We start from the raw sequence: 20286 nt of genomic DNA on the forward strand, positions 1-20286 counted from the left end.
CAATTTGATTAGTTTTTAAACCAGCCTACTGGTTCTACTTCTAAGTTGATGTTAATTTGTTTGATTTCTTGGAATTCATCCAGTCCGTACGTTCCTAAGCTGCGCCCGATGCCGCTTTGCTTATAGCCGCCCCATGGAGCTTCGTTGTAAGTCGGATGATAAGAGTTGATCCATGTAATACCCGCGCGCAATTTCTTGATGACGCGAAGCGCTTTTGCTCCGTCAACAGTAAATACTGCACCGGCTAATCCGTAGTCTGTGTCATTCGCAAGGTGGATGGCTTCTGCTTCGTCTTTGAATTTTTGAATTGCTACAACTGGTCCGAAAATCTCTTCTTGAACGATTTTCATCTCTTGTGTCGTATCAGCAAATGCTGTTGGAGCGACGAAGAATCCTTTGTCCATGCCGTTCTCTGTTAAGCGCTCTCCGCCGAACAGAAGGCGAGCCCCTTCTTGTTTACCGCTTTCAATATAGCTTAATACTTTCTCCATGTGCTGCTGGCTCACAAGCGGTCCCATTTCTGTTTCCGGATCTGCACCGTTTCCTACTTGAATTTGTTTTGCACGCTCTGTAAAACGTTCAATGAACTTATCATAAATGCTTTCTTCTACGAGAATTCTTGATCCGGCTGAACATACCTGACCTGATCCGCAGTAAATGCCAAACAAGGCGTAATCAACTGCCACTTCAAAATCAGAATCCGCAAAAATAATGTTTGGTGATTTTCCGCCGAGTTCTAAAGAAATCTTTTTCATGTTGTCAGCTGCCGCTTTCATGATGTGCTTACCTGTTTTTGTACCGCCGGTAAAGGACACCATGTCCACATCTTTATGAGAAGCAATTTCGTTCCCAACAACAGGGCCCGCACCGTGAACCATATTCACAACGCCTTTTGGCACGCCGGCTTCTTCAATGATTTCGATCAATTTTGTAGGTGTAACTGGTGTTACTTCAGAAGGTTTGAAAACAATTGTGTTCCCTGCCGCTAATGCCGGAGCGATTTTCCAAACACTCATCAGCATTGGAAAGTTCCAAGGAACGATTAATCCGCACACGCCAACTGGTTCTCTGACAACCATTGCTTGCATTGGGTCCGCTACATGATACGTTTCGCCATCCGGCTGAGTGATCATGCCTGCATAATAACGGAAGCAAGCGGCCGCATCTCCCATGTCAAAGCCGGCTTCACGAAGCGGCTTGCCGTTGTTCATTGTTTCTAAAGTAGCTAGCTCTTCCGCTTTTTCATCAATTTTATCCGCTATTTTCAATAAGTAAGCAGCGCGCTCAACTGTCGGAAGATCTGACCAGACACCGCTTTCAAAAGCTTCCTTGGCTGCAGCAATAGCCGCTCTTGCATCTGCCACCGTGCCTTCAGCTGCTTGAGCGATTACCTCTCCAGTAGCCGGATTGATTACTTCACGTGTTTTATTGTCACTGGAGTTTGTCCATTCCCCATTAATATACATTTTCAAATCAAGAGTTTTCACTGCTTGCGTGTTTTGCGTTTCTAACATGTTTTTCATCCTCCTATTCTTTGTTTGTTTTATATAATGCAATTAACGTGCCAAGTTTAAATATTTTAAATATTTTTGAAAAACCCGTCCTATTAAGCTTTTTTTATATGATAAACGCAGAGGAACGATTTTTTTCTATGCAAAATTGAATAATGTATGTTTAATTGAATAAATCACCCATCTTCGCATAGTACTCATGCTCACCATAAAAAAAACGTTCAAAAGCAAGCTTTCACTCACTTTTGAATCGTTCAGACTAGAGATACACTCATTGAAAATTGAAGTTTGTCCATAATCTTTTTTCATTTGCTTGTGAATAGAGGCTGTTGATTTCCATTCCAGGCGCTTCGCTTTCCGCAGGGCGGGCGGTGAGCCCGCTGGAGTCTGCGCGCCTTCCATTTCAATCAACAAAGCGGACACGTCAGGATAGTGGTACAAAACGCTGGAGGTGAGAAAGAAGCTTTCGAAATACTCTCCCATCCAATGGGATCAAATAGATAGGAGCCCTCTAGGCCAGCTTGTACTAGGGAATCATCTGGTTCGCCAAATAGAGCACAGGTTGGACGATGTTAAAGGAACTGAAAAAATTGTCCATGCAGGCATGCTTACTTTCGCTCCAATGAACCTCAAGAAGATGGTCTGAATCATCGACCCGGAGAGATCTATCTTTCTCTCAAATGACTTAAAAATCATCTAAAAAACGAAAACGGGTTCGGAATGATCTCATTCCGAACCCGTTTGAACCGTTCAAAAGCAAGCATTCTCTCACTTTTGAACAGTTTCTATTAATAAAGAGACGCTTCGTTTTCTGTTTTTCTGCTGCTCACAATCTTTTGGTACTTGCGGCTGACAGATGATTGGCTGACTCCGAGTGCTTTAGCTGCTTTCGTTGTCGTTTTATACTGCTTCATTGCCAGAACAATCAGCTGCTCCTCCACATCTTCCAGAGCTTCCTGAAGCGGCACGACTCTAGTAATGATTGGCCGTGCCTTTTTGAAATCATAACCAAGCGACAGGAATTGGCTGACAAACTCGGCGTCGATTGCCTGATCATCGGCAGAAACCACAAGCCGCTCGATGATGTTTTGCAGCTCACGCACATTTCCCGGCCAAGAATAGAACTCTAGCACATTGATGGCATCAGGCGTTAAGTAAAAGCTTTTGTCGTACTTTTCGTTGAGCTGCTGAAGAAAATGAAAAGCCAGCACCGAAATGTCCTCGATTCGCTCCCGTAAAGGCGGGATATGAAGCGGGATAACATTCAGCCGGTAAAACAAATCTTCGCGGAAGGTGCCTTGCTCCACCATTTGTTCAAGTTTTTTATTGGTGGCCGCAATAATTTGCACATCCACTTTTTCAGCAATGGTGCTGCCGACCGGAATGACCTCCTGCTCCTGCAGCACACGCAGCAGCTTCACTTGCAGATGAAGCGGCATTTCACCGATCTCATCAAGGAAAAGCACCCCTTGGTCGGCCATTTTAAAATAGCCGTCTTTTCCTTCTTTATCTGCTCCCGTGAAAGCGCCTTTCTTGTAGCCGAACAACTCGCTTTCAAGCAGGTTTTCCGGAATAGCGCCGCAGTTTAACTTCAGGAACGGTTTATCTGAACGGCGGCCAAGCTGATGGATCGCCTGAGCGATGACTTCTTTTCCGACTCCCGATTCACCGGTAATCAACACAGTGGAAGAAAATTCGGCAATTTTCTTCACCTGGAGAATAATTTTCTCCATTTTCGGACTGCGGTACATCAGCTTTTTCAAGGTGCGATCCTGATTCTTGAACGTATCGAGCTCTTTTTTATATTTCTCGGAAATCTTCTTCATTTCTTTTAATTCGTCTTTTAAGCGCGATGTTTCTGTAATATCTCGAGAAGCGATAATAATGCGGTCAATCTCTCCCTTATCATTAAAAACAGGATTGCCGACTGCCAGCACCTTTCTTCCGCTTCTCGCCTCCTGCACCACAGATACCTTTTTCTTCTTTTCCATCACGAGCCTTGTTACAGAAGGACTGAACATCCCTTTCTTCTCTAACTCAAGAAGACTTTTTCCTATCATATCTTTTAAATCCGTATCCCAAAATCCGCTAATGACGTTTTCACTGTAACGAATCAGTTCACCTTTGCTGTTAACAACGAGCAGTTCATCATAAATAGTGGATAAAATGGCGTTTAAATCGGTATTAAGATTTTTGATGTCTTCAATTTCCATTGCCATATCTTCAATGGTCGGAATATCCTGAACAACAATGAGCATGCCCTCAATTTTTTGATCTTGAGCTGAAATCGGGCAATAATCAAGCAAAACTCCCATCTCATCTGTCAGCTGCACTTGGTTCAGAATGGTTTTTCCGGTCGCGAATACGCTTTCGATTAGCTCCCTGTCAAAAATAGACTCAGCCGGTTTATTCATCACCTTTTCTGCCGTTGACTTGATCATTTTCAAACCAGCATCATTGCAGTTAATGATTTTCTTTTCCCGATCTACTACAAACATACCCATCGGAATAGAGGTAAGAAGTGTTTTAAATAAATTGACGCCGTGCTCTTCTTGTTTAAACAGCTCGGCTAGCAGCTCTTCCCGCTTTAAATAACCGCTGGGCGAACCTGTTTCATCATTAATGATGGTTAACGGCTCCCCAATTACCTGAAAAATAACAGGCAATGAAATAATTTTGTTTACGTGATAGACTTGTTCAATCGGAATGGACTGAGACAACAGCGTTTGGAAGGTCACTTTTCCTTTATGAGCCAGACGGTTGCTCTTTAAATGAACATAAGAAATAAGCTTGCCCTTCTCGCTCATAAAGATAAATGGTTCTTTGATTGCACTGATGTCTATGAAGTTGTCCTCCTCTTGATCTTCCACCGCAATGGAAACAAGCGGATTCAATTTGTTTTCATCAATCGTAAACATGTTCGATCCCCCTCTCAGCTGTCCCCTTTCTATTATTTTAACAAACTTTTTACAGAATAATAGAAAAAGAAGATGGAAACACCATCTTCCTCCGTTGCTTATTGATCAATCACAAGCGCTTACTACCAGTTCTTCTTTCACATAGGCGAGTACCATGCCGGGAATGACCTTGTCTCCTTCTTGGACTTCCAGCGACTGGATTTCTCCGCTGACGCCCACTTTCACTGGCAGCAATTCGCCGTGCTCATCTCTAATTAAAAACAGCGGCTCCCATTCATAAATTCTGATGCTTTCTTGTACGAGAACTTGCTGAACAACTCCGTTATATGGGCTTGTAATCAATTCTTCAAACAATGGTACTCATCTCCTTTTCTTTCAAGCTATAGTAATGGCCGTGTCGTCATTCAGCGCCTTCCCTGCCAAGCCCTGAAAATTCATGAGCGAAAAAAGAAGCAACATCCACAGGCCTATTCAGCAGATCCTTCCTTGCCCTAAACAGGCAGCCGCTGCTGCATGTTTATTTTGCCCTCCCCGGATTCGATCAGTTGGTGTTCCGCAGGCAGTTTTTCCCATTTGTTCTGCCTTCTGCTAATGATTTCCCGATCATTTTGCCTACCTGAACGGAACTCGCCTGATCCAACCACCTCATCCCCTATACTTGTTTTATAGCTGGCTCATTTATGAAAGATTAATCCAGCCGCGCAATCCGGAAGCTTCAGCAATCTTGCGGATTCCTTCGACGTAAGCCGCTGTTTTCATATTTATTCCAAACTGTTCAGCGGTATTCTGAACGTTTAAGAAGCTGGCATGAATTTTTTCTTGCAGCCGCTCTTCCACTTGTTCTTTCGTCCAATAATACCCTTGGTTGTTCTGGCACCATTCAAAATAAGAAACAATCACGCCGCCGGAGTTGGCAAGAATATCTGGGACGACCAAGATTCCGCGCTCATCCAGCTTTTGGATCGCTTCTCGCGTTGTTGGTCCATTGGCAGCTTCAACGATAAACTTACATTTCAATTGATCGGCATTTTCGGTCGTGATGACTCCGCCAACCGCTGCCGGAATCAGCACATCACATTCCTGCTCGATCAGCTCTTCATTTGTAATGACGTTTTCAAACAAGCCAGTGACAATTCCGAATGAGTCGCGGCGTCCAAGCAAGTCAGGAATATCCAGTCCTTCAGGATCATAAATCGCACCGAGGGCATCTGAAATACCGACTACTTTTACCCCTAATTCATGCAAGTAGTAGGCAAGGTAGCCGCCAACGTTGCCAAACCCCTGCACAATGACTCTCATTCCTTCCAAAGGCATGTTCTTTAACTCGCTGACCATCTGCAATGTATATAAGACACCTTTAGAAGTGGCCGTTTCGCGCCCTTCAGAGCCCCCCAGAACAAGCGGCTTTCCAGTAATAAATCCTGGCGAATCAAATTCTCTAATATGATCATACTCATCGAGCATCCACGCCATAATTTGAGAATTCGTATACATATCCGGCGCCGGAATATCTTTCGTTGGGCCGACAAGTTGACTGACCGCCCGGACATAGCCGCGGCTTAAACGCTCCAGTTCATTCATGCTCATGCTTCTCGGTTCGCAAATGATGCCGCCTTTAGCTCCGCCATAAGGAATGCCCGTAATGCCGCACTTTAAGCTCATCCAGCCAGCGAGCGCTTTCACTTCATCAGCTGTGACATCCGGATGAAAGCGAATGCCGCCTTTTGTTGGACCGTTCGCATCGTTGTGCTGGGCACGGTAGCCTTTAAAGACTTGTGTTTGGCCATTATCCATTTTGACAGGGATATTGACCTCTAAAAATCTCATCGGCTCTTTTAGGAATTCATATACTTCATCAGAGTAACCAAGAATCTCTACCGCTTCTTTTAAAATGGATTGAAATTCTTCTTGCGGATTATCCTTATGATGTTGTCCTGTTGTTTTCTCAGTCTCTGTTGCTTGTACATTGGTACTCAATTCATCACACCTCATTTTTGTTTATTGCTTTATATAGAAGCAATTTCCGTGCCAAAGCTTCAAAAAATTCAAAAATTTGTTTTGTACATGGCAGACGGGCTTCTCGCCGCTTTCCATTTCCTTTTCCTGACACTGTAGTTATGCTCGATTGCATAGCCTATTATTTTTCGCATAAGCCGGATAGCCTCACACGGCGGAGCTCCTCTCTTTTCAACCTGCAGTTCCTGACATCGCCTCATAAAAAAAGCCGGATGAACCAGCGACTCTCCTGTCGCCAGCCCTTCCGGCTTTGCTATCTGCAGTTTATAATTCGTGCACTTCTTCCATATGCATCTGCGGAACAGGTGAACGGAACCAGTTTGTAATATACATTAAGTACAGGATTCCGATGGCTGACCAGATGATTCCGAGAATCAGTGAATGAATATTTAAATTCACCCATAGGATCATGACGATGCCGGCCCCAATAAGCGGGAAGACTAAATAGTTAATGAAATCCTTGATATTTTTATACCTTTTCATTTTAATCACATAGTGAGAAATAACTGCTAGGTTAACAAACGTAAAGGCAATGAGCGCCCCGAAATTAATTAAAGAAGTAGCTGTTTCTAAATCAAGGAAAATAGCAATCAGCGAAACGAAGCCAACCAATACCACGTTCAGTGCTGGAGTCCTCCATTTCGGATGGATATATCCAAAAAACTTGGCAGGAATCACGTTATCCCGTCCCATGACGTACAGGAGCCGGGAAACGCTTGTGTGAGAAGCAAGCCCTGAAGCAAGTGTGCCTGTCAGTGTTCCCGCTAAGAAAAATGCCTGGAATAACTTCCCGCCTACAAATAAAGCGATTTCAGGAGAAGCTGCCTCAGGATCGGAAAAACGGGACACATCCGGAAAATACATTTGCGTAAAGTAAGAAACCGTAATGAACAGGACACCCCCGACAAGTGCCGTTAAGAAAATGGCCCTTGGAATGGTCTTGACGGCATCAGGCGTCTCTTCTGATAAAGTCGTCACCGCATCAAAGCCAAGGAAGGAGAAGCATAAAACGGTGGCTCCTGCGACCAGTGCGTCCATGGACATCCCTTCTTCTGCAAACGGAACGAGCGAAAAGACTGTGCCGGCTCCTTCCCCGCTGCCAAGTCCTTTAACAACAAGTACAACAAACACAATAATGACCAGAAACTGAAAGAATACAAGAAAGTTATTAAAATTAGCTGCCAGATTTACACTGAACAAATTGGCAATGGTCACAACCGCCACAAAACCGACGACCCAGACCCAGCCGGGCACTTCCGGAAATAGTGCTGATAAATAAATTTTCGACAAAAGCGCATTGACCATTGGCAAGAACAAATAATCAAGCAATGAGGCCCATCCAACGAAAAATCCAAGTTTTTTGCTAATCGTTTTTTGTGTATACGTATAGGCCGAGCCGGCTACCGGATAAACTCTTACCATTTTCCCGTAGCTGGCTGCTGTAAATAACATCCCAACTAACGCAATCACATAAGAAGCAGGTACGTGCCCTCCCGTCTCGTGCGATACAATCCCAAATGTATCAAATGCCACCATTGGCGTCATGTAGCCGACACCCAGCATGACAATCGCCCATAAACCTAAAGATCTTTTCAATTGAACGTTTTCCTGCATATATCATTCCTCCTGTTTGTAACCGCTTAAAATGTTAATTATTAAAATATTCATACAAGTTCCGTGCCAAAAATACAAAAAAGTGCAAAAACTTTCATATTTTTTCCCAAAACAAAGAAAGCGGTTACCGACGGAGCTAACTGTCCGTTTGCTATTAACAGGAAAATAAATCATTTAGGAGATTAAAGCGATAAAAGGAAAATGTAAACTTTTTTTACTTTTTGATCCAGAATTTTTCTATTCACAAATGCATAATTCATTCCGTTTTACATAGCGATGTTTTTTCCAAATAACAAAAAAGAAGATGCAGGATGTTCCTGCATCTTCATGTCTTTTATTTAAATTTCAGCAAATCTTCCGCGTTGGCGAAGAAGTTCGCGATTTAATTCAGGATTTACTTCGAATGCTGCACGGCCATGCAGCCAGAACAAGTTGTTCAGCATAACAAGGTCGCCTACTGGAAGTTTTAGCTCAATAACACTTTCATCACTTTCCATGGAATCCGAAAGTTCTTTCAGATACTTCGCTTCTTCAATAGTATCCGGATAAACGAACTGATCGATATAGCAGATGCAAGGCGCATTGTTATCATTAAAGAAAGTCGCGCGCTGCACTTCCTGGCCAACATTTTTGCTGTTTGGCGCTTTGTAAGTAAATTTATGAGTAGCTAATGAATGAGTAGAGAACTTTTCAAGCTCTTTCCAGTCATCCAAGTGAAGCAAACGAGATTCGCCGCCTACCGCATTTTCTTCCTTCATTTTCATCATTAACAGCCAGTCAGTCGGCTCGTCAACAAACGTTCCATCTGTATGGAGTGTAAATAAGCGGTACGCTTGACGAAGGTAAGAATCACTGTTGTCTGTATGGGCTACTGTAAATCGTGCATAATATTTGCCTGTCATTGCATCAAAGTTCGGCGTTCCAACCAGGTGAGTCAGCGCCGTAGAGAAAATAACGTAGTCATCCGTATCTAATGTTTCTCCTTGAAGACCGATTGTAAAGCCGCCTGTTTCCCGGTCATGGACGATGCCTCTTAAAATATCCTGGAACTCTTTTCCTGTCAGCTGCAATAAGTAGTCAGCAACAATGCGTCTTGCATAAGGCGTGTACTCTAAATGCTGGACAGAAACGCTTTCCTCTTTGATTTTCGCCAAAAATTCTCTGATCACTTGCGGGCTTAACTCAATGTGGTATAGACGATCGCTTTGCGGATGCGCCTTCACCTCATAATTTGCTGTTTTTTGAACAAATTTTTTGCTTTTCGTTTCTAAAGTACTCATAATTTCATTCCTCCTGCTATTTTTAATTATAATGAGTGTGTTGTTTAGCCGGAAAAATAAAAAAGCCAGTTTACACCCTTTGCGTCCAAGGATAGTAAACTGGCCAATAATTACTTCATTGCTCCATGGAAATGGAGTCACAGTAAATATTTCAGTTTGTTATTTTATTTTCCAACTCAAACATTCGGTTTATAGTATTACTCACGTTTTTTGAAAAGGCTGTTTTCAAAAGGCGAGTATTTAATTCTAGGTTAATACTAGTATATGCGACTGTCACATAATTGTCAATATATTTAATTATTTATTTCGAATTTTTCGCTACTTGCTGGTAATGAAGATGCAGATCGTTCAGTGCAGCAGCAAGCGCATTGGCCGCCTTGCCTTTATAATACTGCTGAAGCTGTTTAAGCGGTTCGTCAATGCCATCTTTCAGGCTGACTCCTTTCAGCAGCTGCCCGATAAACTCTCTTCCATGCTCAGTTGCCAGCGTACAGGAAGCTTCAATGATCACTCCATACTTGGTGTCAACTTCTGCGGTGATTGTTAATGTGTCAAACACGCTTTTTGCAGCCATTCCTTGCGGCAGCCGCGCGTGCCCTGCAATAAACATTACTCTTGAGTTAATCATAAGAATTCCCCTTTCAACTTACGAACTAATCGCGCTTGTTAAATGCTGCTGCTCAGCAATCTGGCTGACAATCTCTTTGCCGATCTCGATTGAAGCCGTAGCAGCCGGCGATGGTGCGTTACAAACATGGATGCTGTTTTCGCCATTAATCATGTGGAAGTCATCCACGAAACCGCCGTCTGTTTTGACTGCCTGCGCGCGTACGCCTGCCGGTCCCGGCACTAAGTCCTCTGCTTGAATTTCCGGAATTAACTCCTGGAGACTTGCTACAAATTTTGCCTTGCTGACGGAACGGGCCATTTCTTCGAGTCCTTCACCCATAAATTTGCTTGCCAGCTTCCAGAATCCAGGATACCCCATTACTTCAGCAAAATCTTTTAAGTTGAAATCAGATAGCTTATATCCTTCACGCTTAAAGCTGAGAACAGCGTTCGGTCCGGCATCCACTTCCCCGCCAATCATCCGTGTAAAGTGTACGCCCAGGAATGGGAACTTCGGATTCGGAACAGGGTAAATTAAGTTTTTCACCAAATATCTTTTTTCCGGGACGAGCTTATAATATTCGCCGCGGAATGGGATGATTTTGACATCTGTCTTATAACCAGCCAGCTTCGTTACACGGTCGCTGTGCAGCCCGGCACAGTTAATCAAGAATCTTGCTTTGAATGTGCCGCGATTTGTTTCAATGGTAATGCCGTCACTGGATTCAGCAATATTGTCCACTCTTGTATTCAGGCGGATATCCGCTCCTTGTTCTTGAACGATTTCTGCGAATTTTTCAGTGACTTGCTTGTAATTCACGATGCCGGCAGCCGCTACTTTAATTGCAGCCTTTCCATTAACATGAGGTTCGATCTCTTTTAACTCTTCCTTGCTGATCTTCATCACATCGAGCTGATTTTCCAGACCGCGCTCATAAAGATTGTCCAAAAGCGGCAGCTCTTCATCTTTTGTTGCAACAATTACTTTCCCGCAAATATCATGTTCAATGCCATATTCCTTACAGAACTCAGTCATCGACTTGCTGCCTTGACGAGCAAAGCGCGCCTTGTAGCTTCCTGGCTTATAATAAATTCCAGAGTGGATAACCCCGCTGTTATGACCTGTCTGATGAGCAGCCAATTCTGCCTCTTTCTCTACTAAAAGCACTTTTGCATTTGGATACCGTTCATATAACGCCTTTGCCGTAGATAACCCAACAATGCCACCGCCAACAATCGCGAAATCGTACATTTTATCTTCTCCCTTGTTTGTTCTTTAATATTTTTACTTCATCATTATTTCGAGGAATGGTCTTCGGCCGATTCCAGACTGGCCATATAAGAAATCAAATTATTTTTTGTCCGCAAAAGATGATATTCCACTGCTGCGCGCAGCTCGGCAGGATCATTCCGGACGGCCGCTTCATAAATAAACCGGTGTTCTTTTTGCGTTTCCGCATAGTAATCCGCAAGCAGGCTAGGAGCGATCGGCGAAATCCCCAGGTTTTCTACCGCCTTTGTCAGCCGCGGCCACGGACAGCCTTTCCGCAGCAGCTTATGAAAGCTCTCATTTAAAGCAATATAGGAATCGTTTGTTTCATCCGACAGCTGCAGAGCTTCCATTTTTTCTACTGTTGCTTTTAACTCCTGCTTATCTTCCGCTGTTAAAAACGGAAGGGATTTCTCGACAGCCATTCCTTCCAAATAGGATCTTAAATGATAAATTTCTTCAATATCCTCTTTGGTAATGGGAGTCACAATGGCTCCTTTGTGAGGAACAAGCTTTACCAGTCCCTCAGTTTGAAGCTGGGCCAGCGCTTCGCGGATCGGCATCCGGCTGACATTCAAGGTATTTGCCCAGTCTTCCTGGATCAGCCTCTCCCCTTTCTTAAACGTTCCATTTAAAATGGCCTGCCGCAAGTTTTTCGTTACATAGCTTACGACGGTTGTTTTGTCCTTCGAGGGCTGAAACTTCATAGATGGACCCCCTGATCAGAAAGATTAGTCTTTTCATATTGGATATTGGATACAAAAAACTTAACATAAAAATAATAGAATTGCAAGAATGTTTTATAAATTATTAATAAACCTTGTAAATAAAGACATTAATAATAGTCATCCCTTTAAAGAGATGACTATTTCCGTTGATAATTGTATCCAATTTTACGCTTCTTTTTTCAACACAGCAGCTTTCTTTTGCGCTTTTCTTTTTTGAACCGCCGCTGCCATTGGGCAGTTTTTACACTTGCCGCATCCGGACGTTTGTTTGCACATCGTTCTTTTCCCTCCTCGATTTTTTATGACGGAAAGTGAAACGAAAAAAGCCAGCAATACCCTCCTAACAGAGAAGATATTACTGGCTTAACCTGCGCTCTTGTCTCCTTTTCTTGAGACTAAAGCAGATTTGACAGTTTCTACATATATTACAGCAGAATGGCCATTTCACTTGATCATAAAGAGGAAGTCTTTACAGAAGTGACTTTCCATGCCCGCTTATCATTCGTTACCCTCATCTTATCCAGTTTTAACTTTTCTGTCAATTGTTTTTTTATTCGCCGGACGAAGCTGCGGCCGCGCCAGCGGAAATCGCAGCAACCGCGGCCGCCTGCTGGGCTTGCAGAACCGCTTCAATCGATACGGCCAAACTTGCGGAAGCTGCTTGATTCCCGGCCGTTCTTTGCCTCACAACCATCTGCCCGGCAATTAATAGTCCCATATCTTTATACCATTTAAATAGCTTCTGCTCGCAAAATGCTTCCGACAGTACCATCACTTCTTCTAGTAAGTTCTCAGGCTTGTCTATTAATGCAAGCAAACCGAGGATCGGATAATGAAGCCCTTTTATTTTCAGCCCCCTGCTGCGAAGGTTTTCCATCCAATGAATGGCCCTGTCAACCAGCAGCTCCTTATCATTTTCCGTGCCTTGCGCCAAGATGTGGGAAAGCAGCTGCAGGTCATTCCCTTTCCGGAATGGCCCTTCGCTTAATGCCGCATAATAAAATTCGATCTTTTCCATCAGCCCGTCCTGATCCTGGACCGCCAGCAAAATAGATAATGGATAATCATCATAAGAAGTTAAAAAATAATGTTTCTTCTTCATGTTTTCATGCACTTCTTTTGCCTGTGCGGCCACCTGCGCTCTGCCCTCTGCATCTTCTGCGGCGGAAATCAATGTAATAGCTGCGATATATGTAAAGGAGGTCTTTCGAAACTTGTTGTCTAAAAGCAATTGATAGCTTTGCTGCATCTTTTCAAAGGCATCGTACGGATCGCTCGCCCCTGTCAGCAATAAAGCGGTAACAGAATAATTGAGCGCTCCCTTTAGCCCTGACAGCCAGCCTGAATTTGCTTTAATATGGTCAGAAAGCTGTAAAAATTCCTTTGCTGAAAAATCTTTTCCGGCCGCTGCATATTGGGCAATGATAGACAATAACTGGCGCTTATCCGTCCCCCAGCTGACCGCGTTCACCAGCTGCTCGTAATCACGGGCAAACCGGGCCGCTATTTGTTGTGCTGCCTCTTTATTCATACTCCCTCGCCACCCTTCGCTTTTTTCCTTTTATTAAAAATAATGGAAGTTACTTTACTTACGAAAGAAACAGGCAGAAGGTTTCATTGAATGCTCTGCCTGCTTCTTCATTCGTTCTCCATCACTTCTTAATCAGCCGAGGGAACGGCCTCCTCTAAAGCATGCTCAAACTTCTCTGCTAATTCCATACCGGACATTACACGCTGACCGCCGCCTTGAATAAAGCGGGGCTGGCCGCCTCCCTTGCCTTTGATTAGCGGAAACACGGCGGCAGCAGCCTGCTTTAAATCCACTTGTCCGGCTTGATGCCCGCTCGCAGCTGTCAGCTGGAGCTTCTCTCCGTTTTCCGCTACGAAAAGAACAACAGCTGTCGCTTCTTTTTCGACCGCCAGACGAGCCAGCTTTTGCAGCTCCTGTATCGGCCGCTGCTGAAACACTTGAACGAGCAGCTGATACCCTTTCTTCTGTATCACTTGCATCAATAGCTCCTGTGCTTCATAGTTAAGCAGCTCTTCCTTCACTTCTTCAAGGGCGGTCTGCAGCGCTTTTTTCTCGCCCAGCAGCTGAGCGGCCGCCTCGGCCATTTTGGGCTGGGGGCTGTTCAGCAAGCGCGAAAGCTCCCGAAGGACTGTTTGCTTTTGCCCCAGCTGCTTCAAGACCCGCCAGCCGCACACAAATTCCAAACGCGCTTGCTGGCGCTGCCTTTCCCATTTCAGCAGCTTAACCGCCATTACCTCGCCCGTATGGCGCGGATGCGTCCCCCCGCAGCCGCTGTAGTCAAATTCAGGGATGATAACAAGCCGAATATCCTCTTCCACTGCCGGCTGTTTACGCAGCGGATAGCGGCGAGCTTCCTCTAACGTCATCCACTTTATTTCAATCGGACGGTTCTCCAACATTATTTGGTTGGCTTTCTTTTCTGCCTGCTCCAGCATTTCCTCCGTCAAAGAATCTGCCTCAAGATCAATCGTAACGGTCTCTTCCCCTAAATGAAAACTCGTCGTTTTTAAACCAAATAATTCTTCAAACGCTGCCGATAAAATATGCTGGCCCGCATGCTGCTGCATATGGTCATAACGGCGCTCCCAGTCGATTTGCCCTTGCACCTGCCCGCCTTTGAGTTCCGGTTCTTTCTCAAGGTAATGACGAATCACTCCATCAACCGTCTGCACATCAAGCACTCTCTCCCCGCTGATCCATCCGGTATCGAACGGCTGGCCGCCGCCCTCCGGATAAAAAACAGTGCGGTCGAGCACCACAAAATTCCGTCCAACCTCATCCGTGCCAACGTCTACAATGCAGGCGTCAAAGGATGTCTTATAAGCATCTTCATAAAAAAGCTTCTCTGTCATCGTTTTCCTCCTTTGTATCCCCTATCGCCTTTACTATAACAAAAAAGCCCTTTGCTGAATCAATCAGCAAAAGGCTTTATCAAAAATCTGAACGAAACGGCAACGGTTGTCTCCTCTTAGTTAACCCCTTTCATCATTTTATGAATTTTTGGCGATACCAAGAAAAGGATTAACCCGAGCAGAACCGAAATTCCGCCGATCACACCGAAATAAATGATTTCTGTATCAGGATGATAAAAGCGGACAATCTGCGCATTGATCGCCTGCGCGGAAGCATTCGTCAAGAACCATAAGCTCATCGTCTGTGCTGTAAAGGCAGACGGCGCTAATTTAGTTGTTGCAGAAAGACCGACAGGAGACAAGCACAATTCACCGATAACGACGAGGAAGAAGCTAAGCACCAGCCACATCGGGTGGACAAGTGATTCGGTTCCATTCACATACGCCGGAATAATCATCACGATAAAGGACAACCCGGCAAACACTAAGCCAAACGAGAACTTTCGCGGAGTTGTCGGCTGGCGGTTTCCAAGCTTCACCCATAACCAGGCAAACACTGGAGCAAATGCCACGATAAACAGCGGGTTCAACGATTGGAACCAAGAAGATTGCAGTTCCATTCCCGCAAAGCTCAATTGTGTCCGTTCATCAGCATATCTGGCAAGAATAATCGAGCCTTGTTCCTGAATGGCCCAGAACATCATCGCCGCAATAAAGAGGGGAATATAAGCAAGCAGGCGGGAACGCTCTACTGCTGATGTTTTGGGGCTGCGATACATCACAAAGAAATAAACAGCCGGAATAACAATCCCAAGAATACTAACCATCAAAATAAAACGCTTGATTGTCAATAAGCCTGTCTGGATGCCAATCACACCTAAGACAGCAATGAGCAGTGCGCTTCCGCCGAGACGAATGAATACTTTCTTCTTTTCGTCGCCAGTTAATGGGTTAGGCACATAAGTTCCTGCTAACCCAAGATTTTTTTTCTTGGTGATCACAAAGACAATTAAGCCGAGCAGCATGCCAAACGCTGCTAAACTAAAGCCAAGGTGGAAATTATATTGCTGGCCGACAGTACCGACAATTAACGGAGCAATCAGCGCTCCGGCGTTAATGCCCATGTAGAAAATACTGAACCCTGAATCCCGGCGCGGATCTTCATCTGCGTATAGATCACCGACAATGCTTGATACATTCGGTTTTAACAGGCCGGTACCGATAACGATAAGCCCCATCGATACAAATAATGCGCTTACACCAAAAGGAAAGGCAAGAACAATGTGGCCGATCATAATCAGCACGCCGCCGTAAAATACCGTCCTCGAGGTGCCCAGCAGCCTGTCAGCAAGCCAGCCGCCAATAATACCGGACATATAAACAAGCGAGCCATAAATAGCCATAATCGAAGCAGCTGTCTCTTTATCAAGACCCAAACCGCCTTTAGTCACTTCATAATACATATAGTAGAGCAAGATCGCTCTCATGCCATAATACGAAAAACGCTCCCAAAATTCCGTGAAAAACAGCGTAAACAGCCCTTTAGGCTGACCGAAAAATCCCTTCTGCGGTACACTTTGGACAATTTGTTCTTTCTGGTGACTGTCCAATGAAAACTCTCCTCTCTACCTATCTCTTTATTTCCTGTATTATCAAAAAATTCAATAGGTATAAGTTATTTAAGAAAAATTAAACCATCTTATCATAAATTGATTTTACTTAATTGTCAATCAAATAAAATTATTTCAAAATAATTAAAATGTTCTTTTTATTTACATTCCTAATAAGAAGTCTCCTTCATTCATTTAAAATGACAATAAAAAAAGCACGGCACAAGCGTTAGCCTGGCCATGCTTTTGCCTCTATTATTTTGTCATTCCCTGAAAAGTATCCGTTAAAACCGGGATAATTTGTTTTTTTCGTGATACGACCCCATCAAGGACAATCGTTCTGTCATCGGAAATCGGCGCGTTAAATGCTTTTTCCACAGCTGCCGCTTCTGTGCCTGCCACAATCGCCACAGAATCACTGTTTAAGATGTCTGTGATAACGAATAAGAATAGGTCCAGATTCTTGTCTGCAATCGTGCTCTCTAATGCTTTTTCAATCTCTTCTTTACGTACCAGGACATCTTTTACATCAATCGCGTTCACTTGAGCCACTTCCACTTGATAATCGCCCATGGAGAATACTTTGGAATCAAGCGATACGAGCTCCTCCGTTGACTTGCTTCTTAAGTCAGCTCCAGCCTTTAGCATGTCGAGGCCGTACTCTTCTGCATGAACGCCCGCAATGCTTGCCAGCTCCTGCGCTGCTTTTACATCTTCTTCCGTGCAAGTCGGAGATTTAAATAAAAGCGAATCAGAGATGATCGCTGATAACATCAGGCCAGCGATCTCCTTTTGGACGGAAACGCCATGTTCTTTGTACATTTTATTTAAAATTGTCGCTGTGCAGCCTACTGGTTCTGCACGATAGTATAATGGATCGCTCGTTTCAAAATTGGCAATACGGTGATGGTCGATGACTTCAAGCACACGCACATCGTTAATGTCATCCACACTTTGCTGGCGCTCATTATGGTCCACTAAAATCACTTGTGCAGCTTCCGGTGCCGCCTTGTCGATCAGCCGTGGAGGCTCCGCGTTAAATTGCTTCAGCGCATATTCTGTTTCGCCGTTCAACTCGCCCAGGCGGACAGCTTCAACGTCCATTCCGAGTTCTTTTTTCAACGCAGCGTAGGCAATAGCAGAACAAATAGAATCTGTGTCCGGGTTTTTGTGACCGAAAATAAGTACTTTACTCATTATTGAACTCCTCACTTGTATAAATAATAGGCAGCAGCGCCAGATGGCCCCGCTTTCACTTCATGCTCCTATTTTAACGCAAATCCGCTAAAATTTCTCGTTAACTTTCTAATTTTAATTAATCTTATCTAATTAATAAGATTAATATTCATTTTTCGGGCAGCGAAGCGCCTGACAGGGGAATGAACCGGCCCCACCCGCAAGCAAAAGAAAAAAGGCTGTACGGAACAGCCTTTTCACTTCTTCACTTTCTCCTATTTTCCTGGTCTTTCAAACGATTTTGCTCGTCCGGACGGCGGGCTTGATTTTTAAATTCATTTTCCTGCTGCATTTCCGGCTTTCTTCTTTCTTCGTCGCTGAGGTGATTTTGATTGCTACGAGCCATGCCTCCTCCTCTCGCTTGATATCCATGCTTTTCCCTCGCCCCTTCATTAAAACTCTTTTTCTATTCGACAGGGTTCTTGTCCCTTCTGGCTGCACTTCGGCTACAATAAAGAAAATACAGATCAGGAGAGGATGGGACGATGGCACAATTAGAACAGAGTGAACCGAGGGCAAAACGGCCGTTTTGGGGATTGTACTTTTCTCTGCCCGTTTTATCATGGGCGTTATATGACTTTGCAAATACAATTTTCTCTTCCAATATTATTACGATCTTTTTTCCATTTTATCTGCAGGAAACCATCGGGGGAAATGAACAGCTTAACCAAATAGCAAGCACCTTTATTTCCTATGCCAATGCAGCGGCCAGCCTGCTTCTTGTGCTGTTTTCGCCTCTTTTCGGCGTCTTGATTGACCGGACCGGCAAGAAGAAGCGCTACATTATTCCGTTCACGATCGTTTGTGTTGCCTGTACGATTTTAATGGGGCTTGCGGCTTCCGCCGATACTCCGCAGCGTTTCGCCGGCCTGCCCGTTTCGCTTGTGTTCGTGATTCTGCTGTTTGTAGCTGCCAAGTTTTTCTATCACTCCAGCTTAATTTTTTATGATACGATGCTGGCCGATTTAGGAACGAAGGAGGAGGTTCCGTTATTGTCCGGCTTTGGCGTAGCAGTCGGCTATATCGGTACGCTCGCCGGCCTTTCTATTTATCCTTTCATTGGGGATGAAAGCTTTCACCGGGCGTTTATTCCGACCGCCTTTTTATTTCTTATTTTCTCCCTTCCGCTCATGCTGACAGGACGGGAAACAAGATTGCGGCCTTCTGCTGAAAGACAATCTTTTTTGAGCGGGTATCGGGAAATTTTTTCTACGTTTAAGGAAGTCAAGGCTCACCGTGGGATCTTCCTTTTTATGATCGTCTACTTTTTCTTAAATGATGCGATCGCTACAGCCATCGCCATGATGGCCGTTTATGCTAAAGCAATTGTTGGCTTTTCTTCAGGTCAATTTATTCTTCTTTACCTTGTCTCCACCATTGCCAGCATTGTCGGCTCTTTTCTATTTGGTTATATTACCAAAGCCATTGGTGCCAAAAAAGCCGTCACCCTTGTCGGCCTCGTCCTGCTTGCCGCTCTGTTGGCTGGCACGTTCGCTGTCAATGAAGCGATGTTTTGGGCGGCTGGCAGTTTGTTCGGCGTGTCCCTTGGCGCCGTCTGGGTGACTTCCCGAACATTTATCATCGAGCATACACCCGAGGAGAAAAGAGGGCAATTTTTTGGTCTGTTTGCGTTTTCCGGCAAGGTATCCGCCATGGTCGGCCCCTTCCTGTACGGCACCATTACCTTGATTCTCGCTGATTACGGCAATATCGCAAGCCGCACAGCCTTAGGATCTTTAATGATTCTTGTGCTCGCCGGTCTCATCGTTCACCGCCGCATTCGCATATAAGTCCGGATGCCTCACCAATCTTTCCAGCTTGTCCATATCCTCATGAATCAGCTCCAGCAGCTGGCGATTGTAGAAGATGGAAGCCGGATGAAAGGTCGGAAAAATCACGTACTCTTTATCTGTCCATTCATACTCGCTGCTTTCCAGGCTCTTCAGCCGTTTCACCGGCTGCTTCATCAGACGGCCATGTGCTTCTGTCACTTTTAGATCCGGTCCGCATAAGCGTTTTAAGCCGATATTGCCGAGCGTGACAATGAGCGGGGATTGGACATGCTCTATTTCATAGTCAAGCAAGGGCGCATGAGCCAAAATCTCCGCGGAGGACGGGGCACGGTTGTACTTTCTTCGTACCGTCTCTCCGGCTCTTGTCCGCTTTTCCCGCCATTTATAAGGGCGGCTTCTAACGGCGCTGGTTATGTATACTTCTTCCCTTGACACGCCGGCTCTTTCCAAAAATTTCATCAATTCATTGCCCGCCCTGCCGCTGAAGGGAATGCCGTTATGGATTTCTGTTTCTCCCGGCGCCTCGCCGACAAGCAGGAGCTTCGGCTTTTCAGGGCCGGCTCCATAAACAAACCCTTCAACGGGATAAGGGCTAATCCGTTTTCTTCCGAGTTCCGCCAGCCATTCTGGTATTCTCATCCGCTATATCTCCCTTCCCACTGTTGGGCGCAAGGCATTAGCTCAGCAACTGGAAAGCAGCCGCGCCGATCGCTGCTTCTTCGGCCTGCACAGCCTTTATCCTCCGCCCTTTCTATTGAATCTATACCCGCTCCCTGCTATCTGTTAACTACTGGTGATTTTCTTGCAAAATGACTTTG

16 protein-coding genes are annotated in these 20286 nt (G+C 44.7%); 1 reads left to right on the forward strand and 15 read right to left on the reverse strand.

What is annotated here, in order from left to right:
* Positions 1–8 precede the first annotated feature (8 nt).
* The 14 genes from BBA02S_RS04000 to BBA02S_RS20530 all read right to left on the reverse strand — a co-directional run bounded on the left by BBA02S_RS04000 (position 9) and on the right by BBA02S_RS20530 (position 18021).
* Positions 9–1514: an aldehyde dehydrogenase family protein gene (locus tag BBA02S_RS04000; protein WP_052477326.1), complete on the reverse strand. Its 1506-nt coding sequence runs from the start codon at positions 1512–1514 to the stop codon at positions 9–11.
* Between the two features lie 785 nt (positions 1515–2299).
* Positions 2300–4429 carry a sigma 54-interacting transcriptional regulator gene (locus BBA02S_RS04010; protein WP_041113897.1) on the reverse strand — a complete coding sequence of 710 codons (2130 nt, stop codon included), beginning with the start codon at positions 4427–4429 and terminating at the stop codon, positions 2300–2302.
* 105 nt (positions 4430–4534) lie between these two features.
* Entirely contained in the window at positions 4535–4783 is a 249-nt protein-coding gene (locus BBA02S_RS04015; RefSeq protein WP_041100621.1) for a biotin/lipoyl attachment domain-containing protein, read from the reverse strand.
* Positions 4784–5107: 324 nt separating this feature from the next.
* On the reverse strand, positions 5108–6406 hold the full coding sequence (locus BBA02S_RS04020; protein ID WP_041100619.1) for a Glu/Leu/Phe/Val family dehydrogenase: 1299 nt from the start codon (positions 6404–6406) through the stop codon (positions 5108–5110).
* 303 nt (positions 6407–6709) lie between these two features.
* Positions 6710–8059 carry an APC family permease gene (locus BBA02S_RS04025; protein ID WP_041100617.1) on the reverse strand — a complete coding sequence of 450 codons (1350 nt, stop codon included), beginning with the start codon at positions 8057–8059 and terminating at the stop codon, positions 6710–6712.
* A gap of 338 nt (positions 8060–8397) precedes the next feature.
* Positions 8398–9339 carry a glutarate dioxygenase GlaH gene (gene glaH, locus BBA02S_RS04030; RefSeq protein ID WP_041113898.1) on the reverse strand — a complete coding sequence of 314 codons (942 nt, stop codon included), beginning with the start codon at positions 9337–9339 and terminating at the stop codon, positions 8398–8400.
* Between the two features lie 301 nt (positions 9340–9640).
* Complete coding sequence (locus BBA02S_RS04035) at positions 9641–9967, reverse strand: DUF3870 domain-containing protein (RefSeq protein WP_041100613.1); 327 nt, start codon at positions 9965–9967, stop codon at positions 9641–9643.
* An 18-nt stretch (positions 9968–9985) separates the two neighbouring features.
* Complete coding sequence (gene lhgO, locus BBA02S_RS04040) at positions 9986–11200, reverse strand: L-2-hydroxyglutarate oxidase (RefSeq protein ID WP_041100611.1); 1215 nt, start codon at positions 11198–11200, stop codon at positions 9986–9988.
* Positions 11201–11244: 44 nt separating this feature from the next.
* Positions 11245–11925 carry a GntR family transcriptional regulator gene (locus BBA02S_RS04045; RefSeq protein ID WP_041100609.1) on the reverse strand — a complete coding sequence of 227 codons (681 nt, stop codon included), beginning with the start codon at positions 11923–11925 and terminating at the stop codon, positions 11245–11247.
* 571 nt (positions 11926–12496) lie between these two features.
* Complete coding sequence (locus BBA02S_RS04050; protein WP_041113899.1) at positions 12497–13477, reverse strand: DUF4003 family protein; 981 nt, start codon at positions 13475–13477, stop codon at positions 12497–12499.
* A 128-nt stretch (positions 13478–13605) separates the two neighbouring features.
* Positions 13606–14829, reverse strand: a complete 1224-nt coding sequence (locus BBA02S_RS04055; RefSeq protein WP_041113900.1) for a serine-tRNA(Ala) deacylase AlaX — start codon at positions 14827–14829, stop codon at positions 13606–13608.
* A gap of 116 nt (positions 14830–14945) precedes the next feature.
* Positions 14946–16439, reverse strand: a complete 1494-nt coding sequence (locus tag BBA02S_RS04060; RefSeq protein WP_041100602.1) for a peptide MFS transporter — start codon at positions 16437–16439, stop codon at positions 14946–14948.
* Between the two features lie 255 nt (positions 16440–16694).
* Complete coding sequence (locus BBA02S_RS04065; protein ID WP_041113901.1) at positions 16695–17636, reverse strand: manganese-dependent inorganic pyrophosphatase; 942 nt, start codon at positions 17634–17636, stop codon at positions 16695–16697.
* A 244-nt stretch (positions 17637–17880) separates the two neighbouring features.
* Complete coding sequence (locus BBA02S_RS20530; protein WP_156136650.1) at positions 17881–18021, reverse strand: hypothetical protein; 141 nt, start codon at positions 18019–18021, stop codon at positions 17881–17883.
* 139 nt (positions 18022–18160) lie between these two features.
* On the opposite strand from BBA02S_RS20530, the gene BBA02S_RS04070 reads away from it, so the two are divergent.
* A complete protein-coding gene (locus tag BBA02S_RS04070) occupies positions 18161–19465 on the forward strand; it encodes an MFS transporter (protein WP_041113902.1) in 1305 nt (434 codons plus the stop codon).
* Here BBA02S_RS04070 and BBA02S_RS04075 read toward each other — a convergent pair.
* Positions 19412–20107: a uracil-DNA glycosylase gene (locus BBA02S_RS04075; RefSeq protein ID WP_041100596.1), complete on the reverse strand. Its 696-nt coding sequence runs from the start codon at positions 20105–20107 to the stop codon at positions 19412–19414. The genes BBA02S_RS04070 and BBA02S_RS04075 overlap by 54 nt on opposite strands.
* Positions 20108–20286: the final 179 nt, after the last annotated feature.

The sequence above is a fragment of the Bacillus badius NBRC 15713 genome (genome assembly GCF_001591605.1).
Classification (GTDB): Bacteria; Bacillota; Bacilli; order Bacillales; family Domibacillaceae; genus Pseudobacillus; species Pseudobacillus badius.

Bases quoted from the DNA above. Each gene is read 5' to 3' on its own strand.
- BBA02S_RS04000 (WP_052477326.1), bottom strand. From the start codon at position 1,514: ATGTTAGAAACGCAAAACACGCAAGCAGTGAAAACTCTTGATTTGAAA.
- BBA02S_RS04065 (WP_041113901.1), bottom strand. From the start codon at position 17,636: ATGAGTAAAGTACTTATTTTCGGTCACAAAAACCCGGACACAGATTCT.
- lhgO (WP_041100611.1), bottom strand. From the start codon at position 11,200: ATGTACGATTTCGCGATTGTTGGCGGTGGCATTGTTGGGTTATCTACG.
- BBA02S_RS04055 (WP_041113900.1), bottom strand. From the start codon at position 14,829: ATGACAGAGAAGCTTTTTTATGAAGATGCTTATAAGACATCCTTTGAC.
- BBA02S_RS04050 (WP_041113899.1), bottom strand. From the start codon at position 13,477: ATGAATAAAGAGGCAGCACAACAAATAGCGGCCCGGTTTGCCCGTGAT.
- glaH (WP_041113898.1), bottom strand. From the start codon at position 9,339: ATGAGTACTTTAGAAACGAAAAGCAAAAAATTTGTTCAAAAAACAGCA.
- BBA02S_RS04045 (WP_041100609.1), bottom strand. From the start codon at position 11,925: ATGAAGTTTCAGCCCTCGAAGGACAAAACAACCGTCGTAAGCTATGTA.
- BBA02S_RS04035 (WP_041100613.1), bottom strand. From the start codon at position 9,967: ATGATTAACTCAAGAGTAATGTTTATTGCAGGGCACGCGCGGCTGCCG.
- BBA02S_RS04025 (WP_041100617.1), bottom strand. From the start codon at position 8,059: ATGCAGGAAAACGTTCAATTGAAAAGATCTTTAGGTTTATGGGCGATT.
- BBA02S_RS04075 (WP_041100596.1), bottom strand. From the start codon at position 20,107: ATGAGAATACCAGAATGGCTGGCGGAACTCGGAAGAAAACGGATTAGC.
- BBA02S_RS04010 (WP_041113897.1), bottom strand. From the start codon at position 4,429: ATGTTTACGATTGATGAAAACAAATTGAATCCGCTTGTTTCCATTGCG.
- BBA02S_RS04070 (WP_041113902.1), top strand. From the start codon at position 18,161: ATGGCACAATTAGAACAGAGTGAACCGAGGGCAAAACGGCCGTTTTGG.
- BBA02S_RS20530 (WP_156136650.1), bottom strand. From the start codon at position 18,021: ATGGCTCGTAGCAATCAAAATCACCTCAGCGACGAAGAAAGAAGAAAG.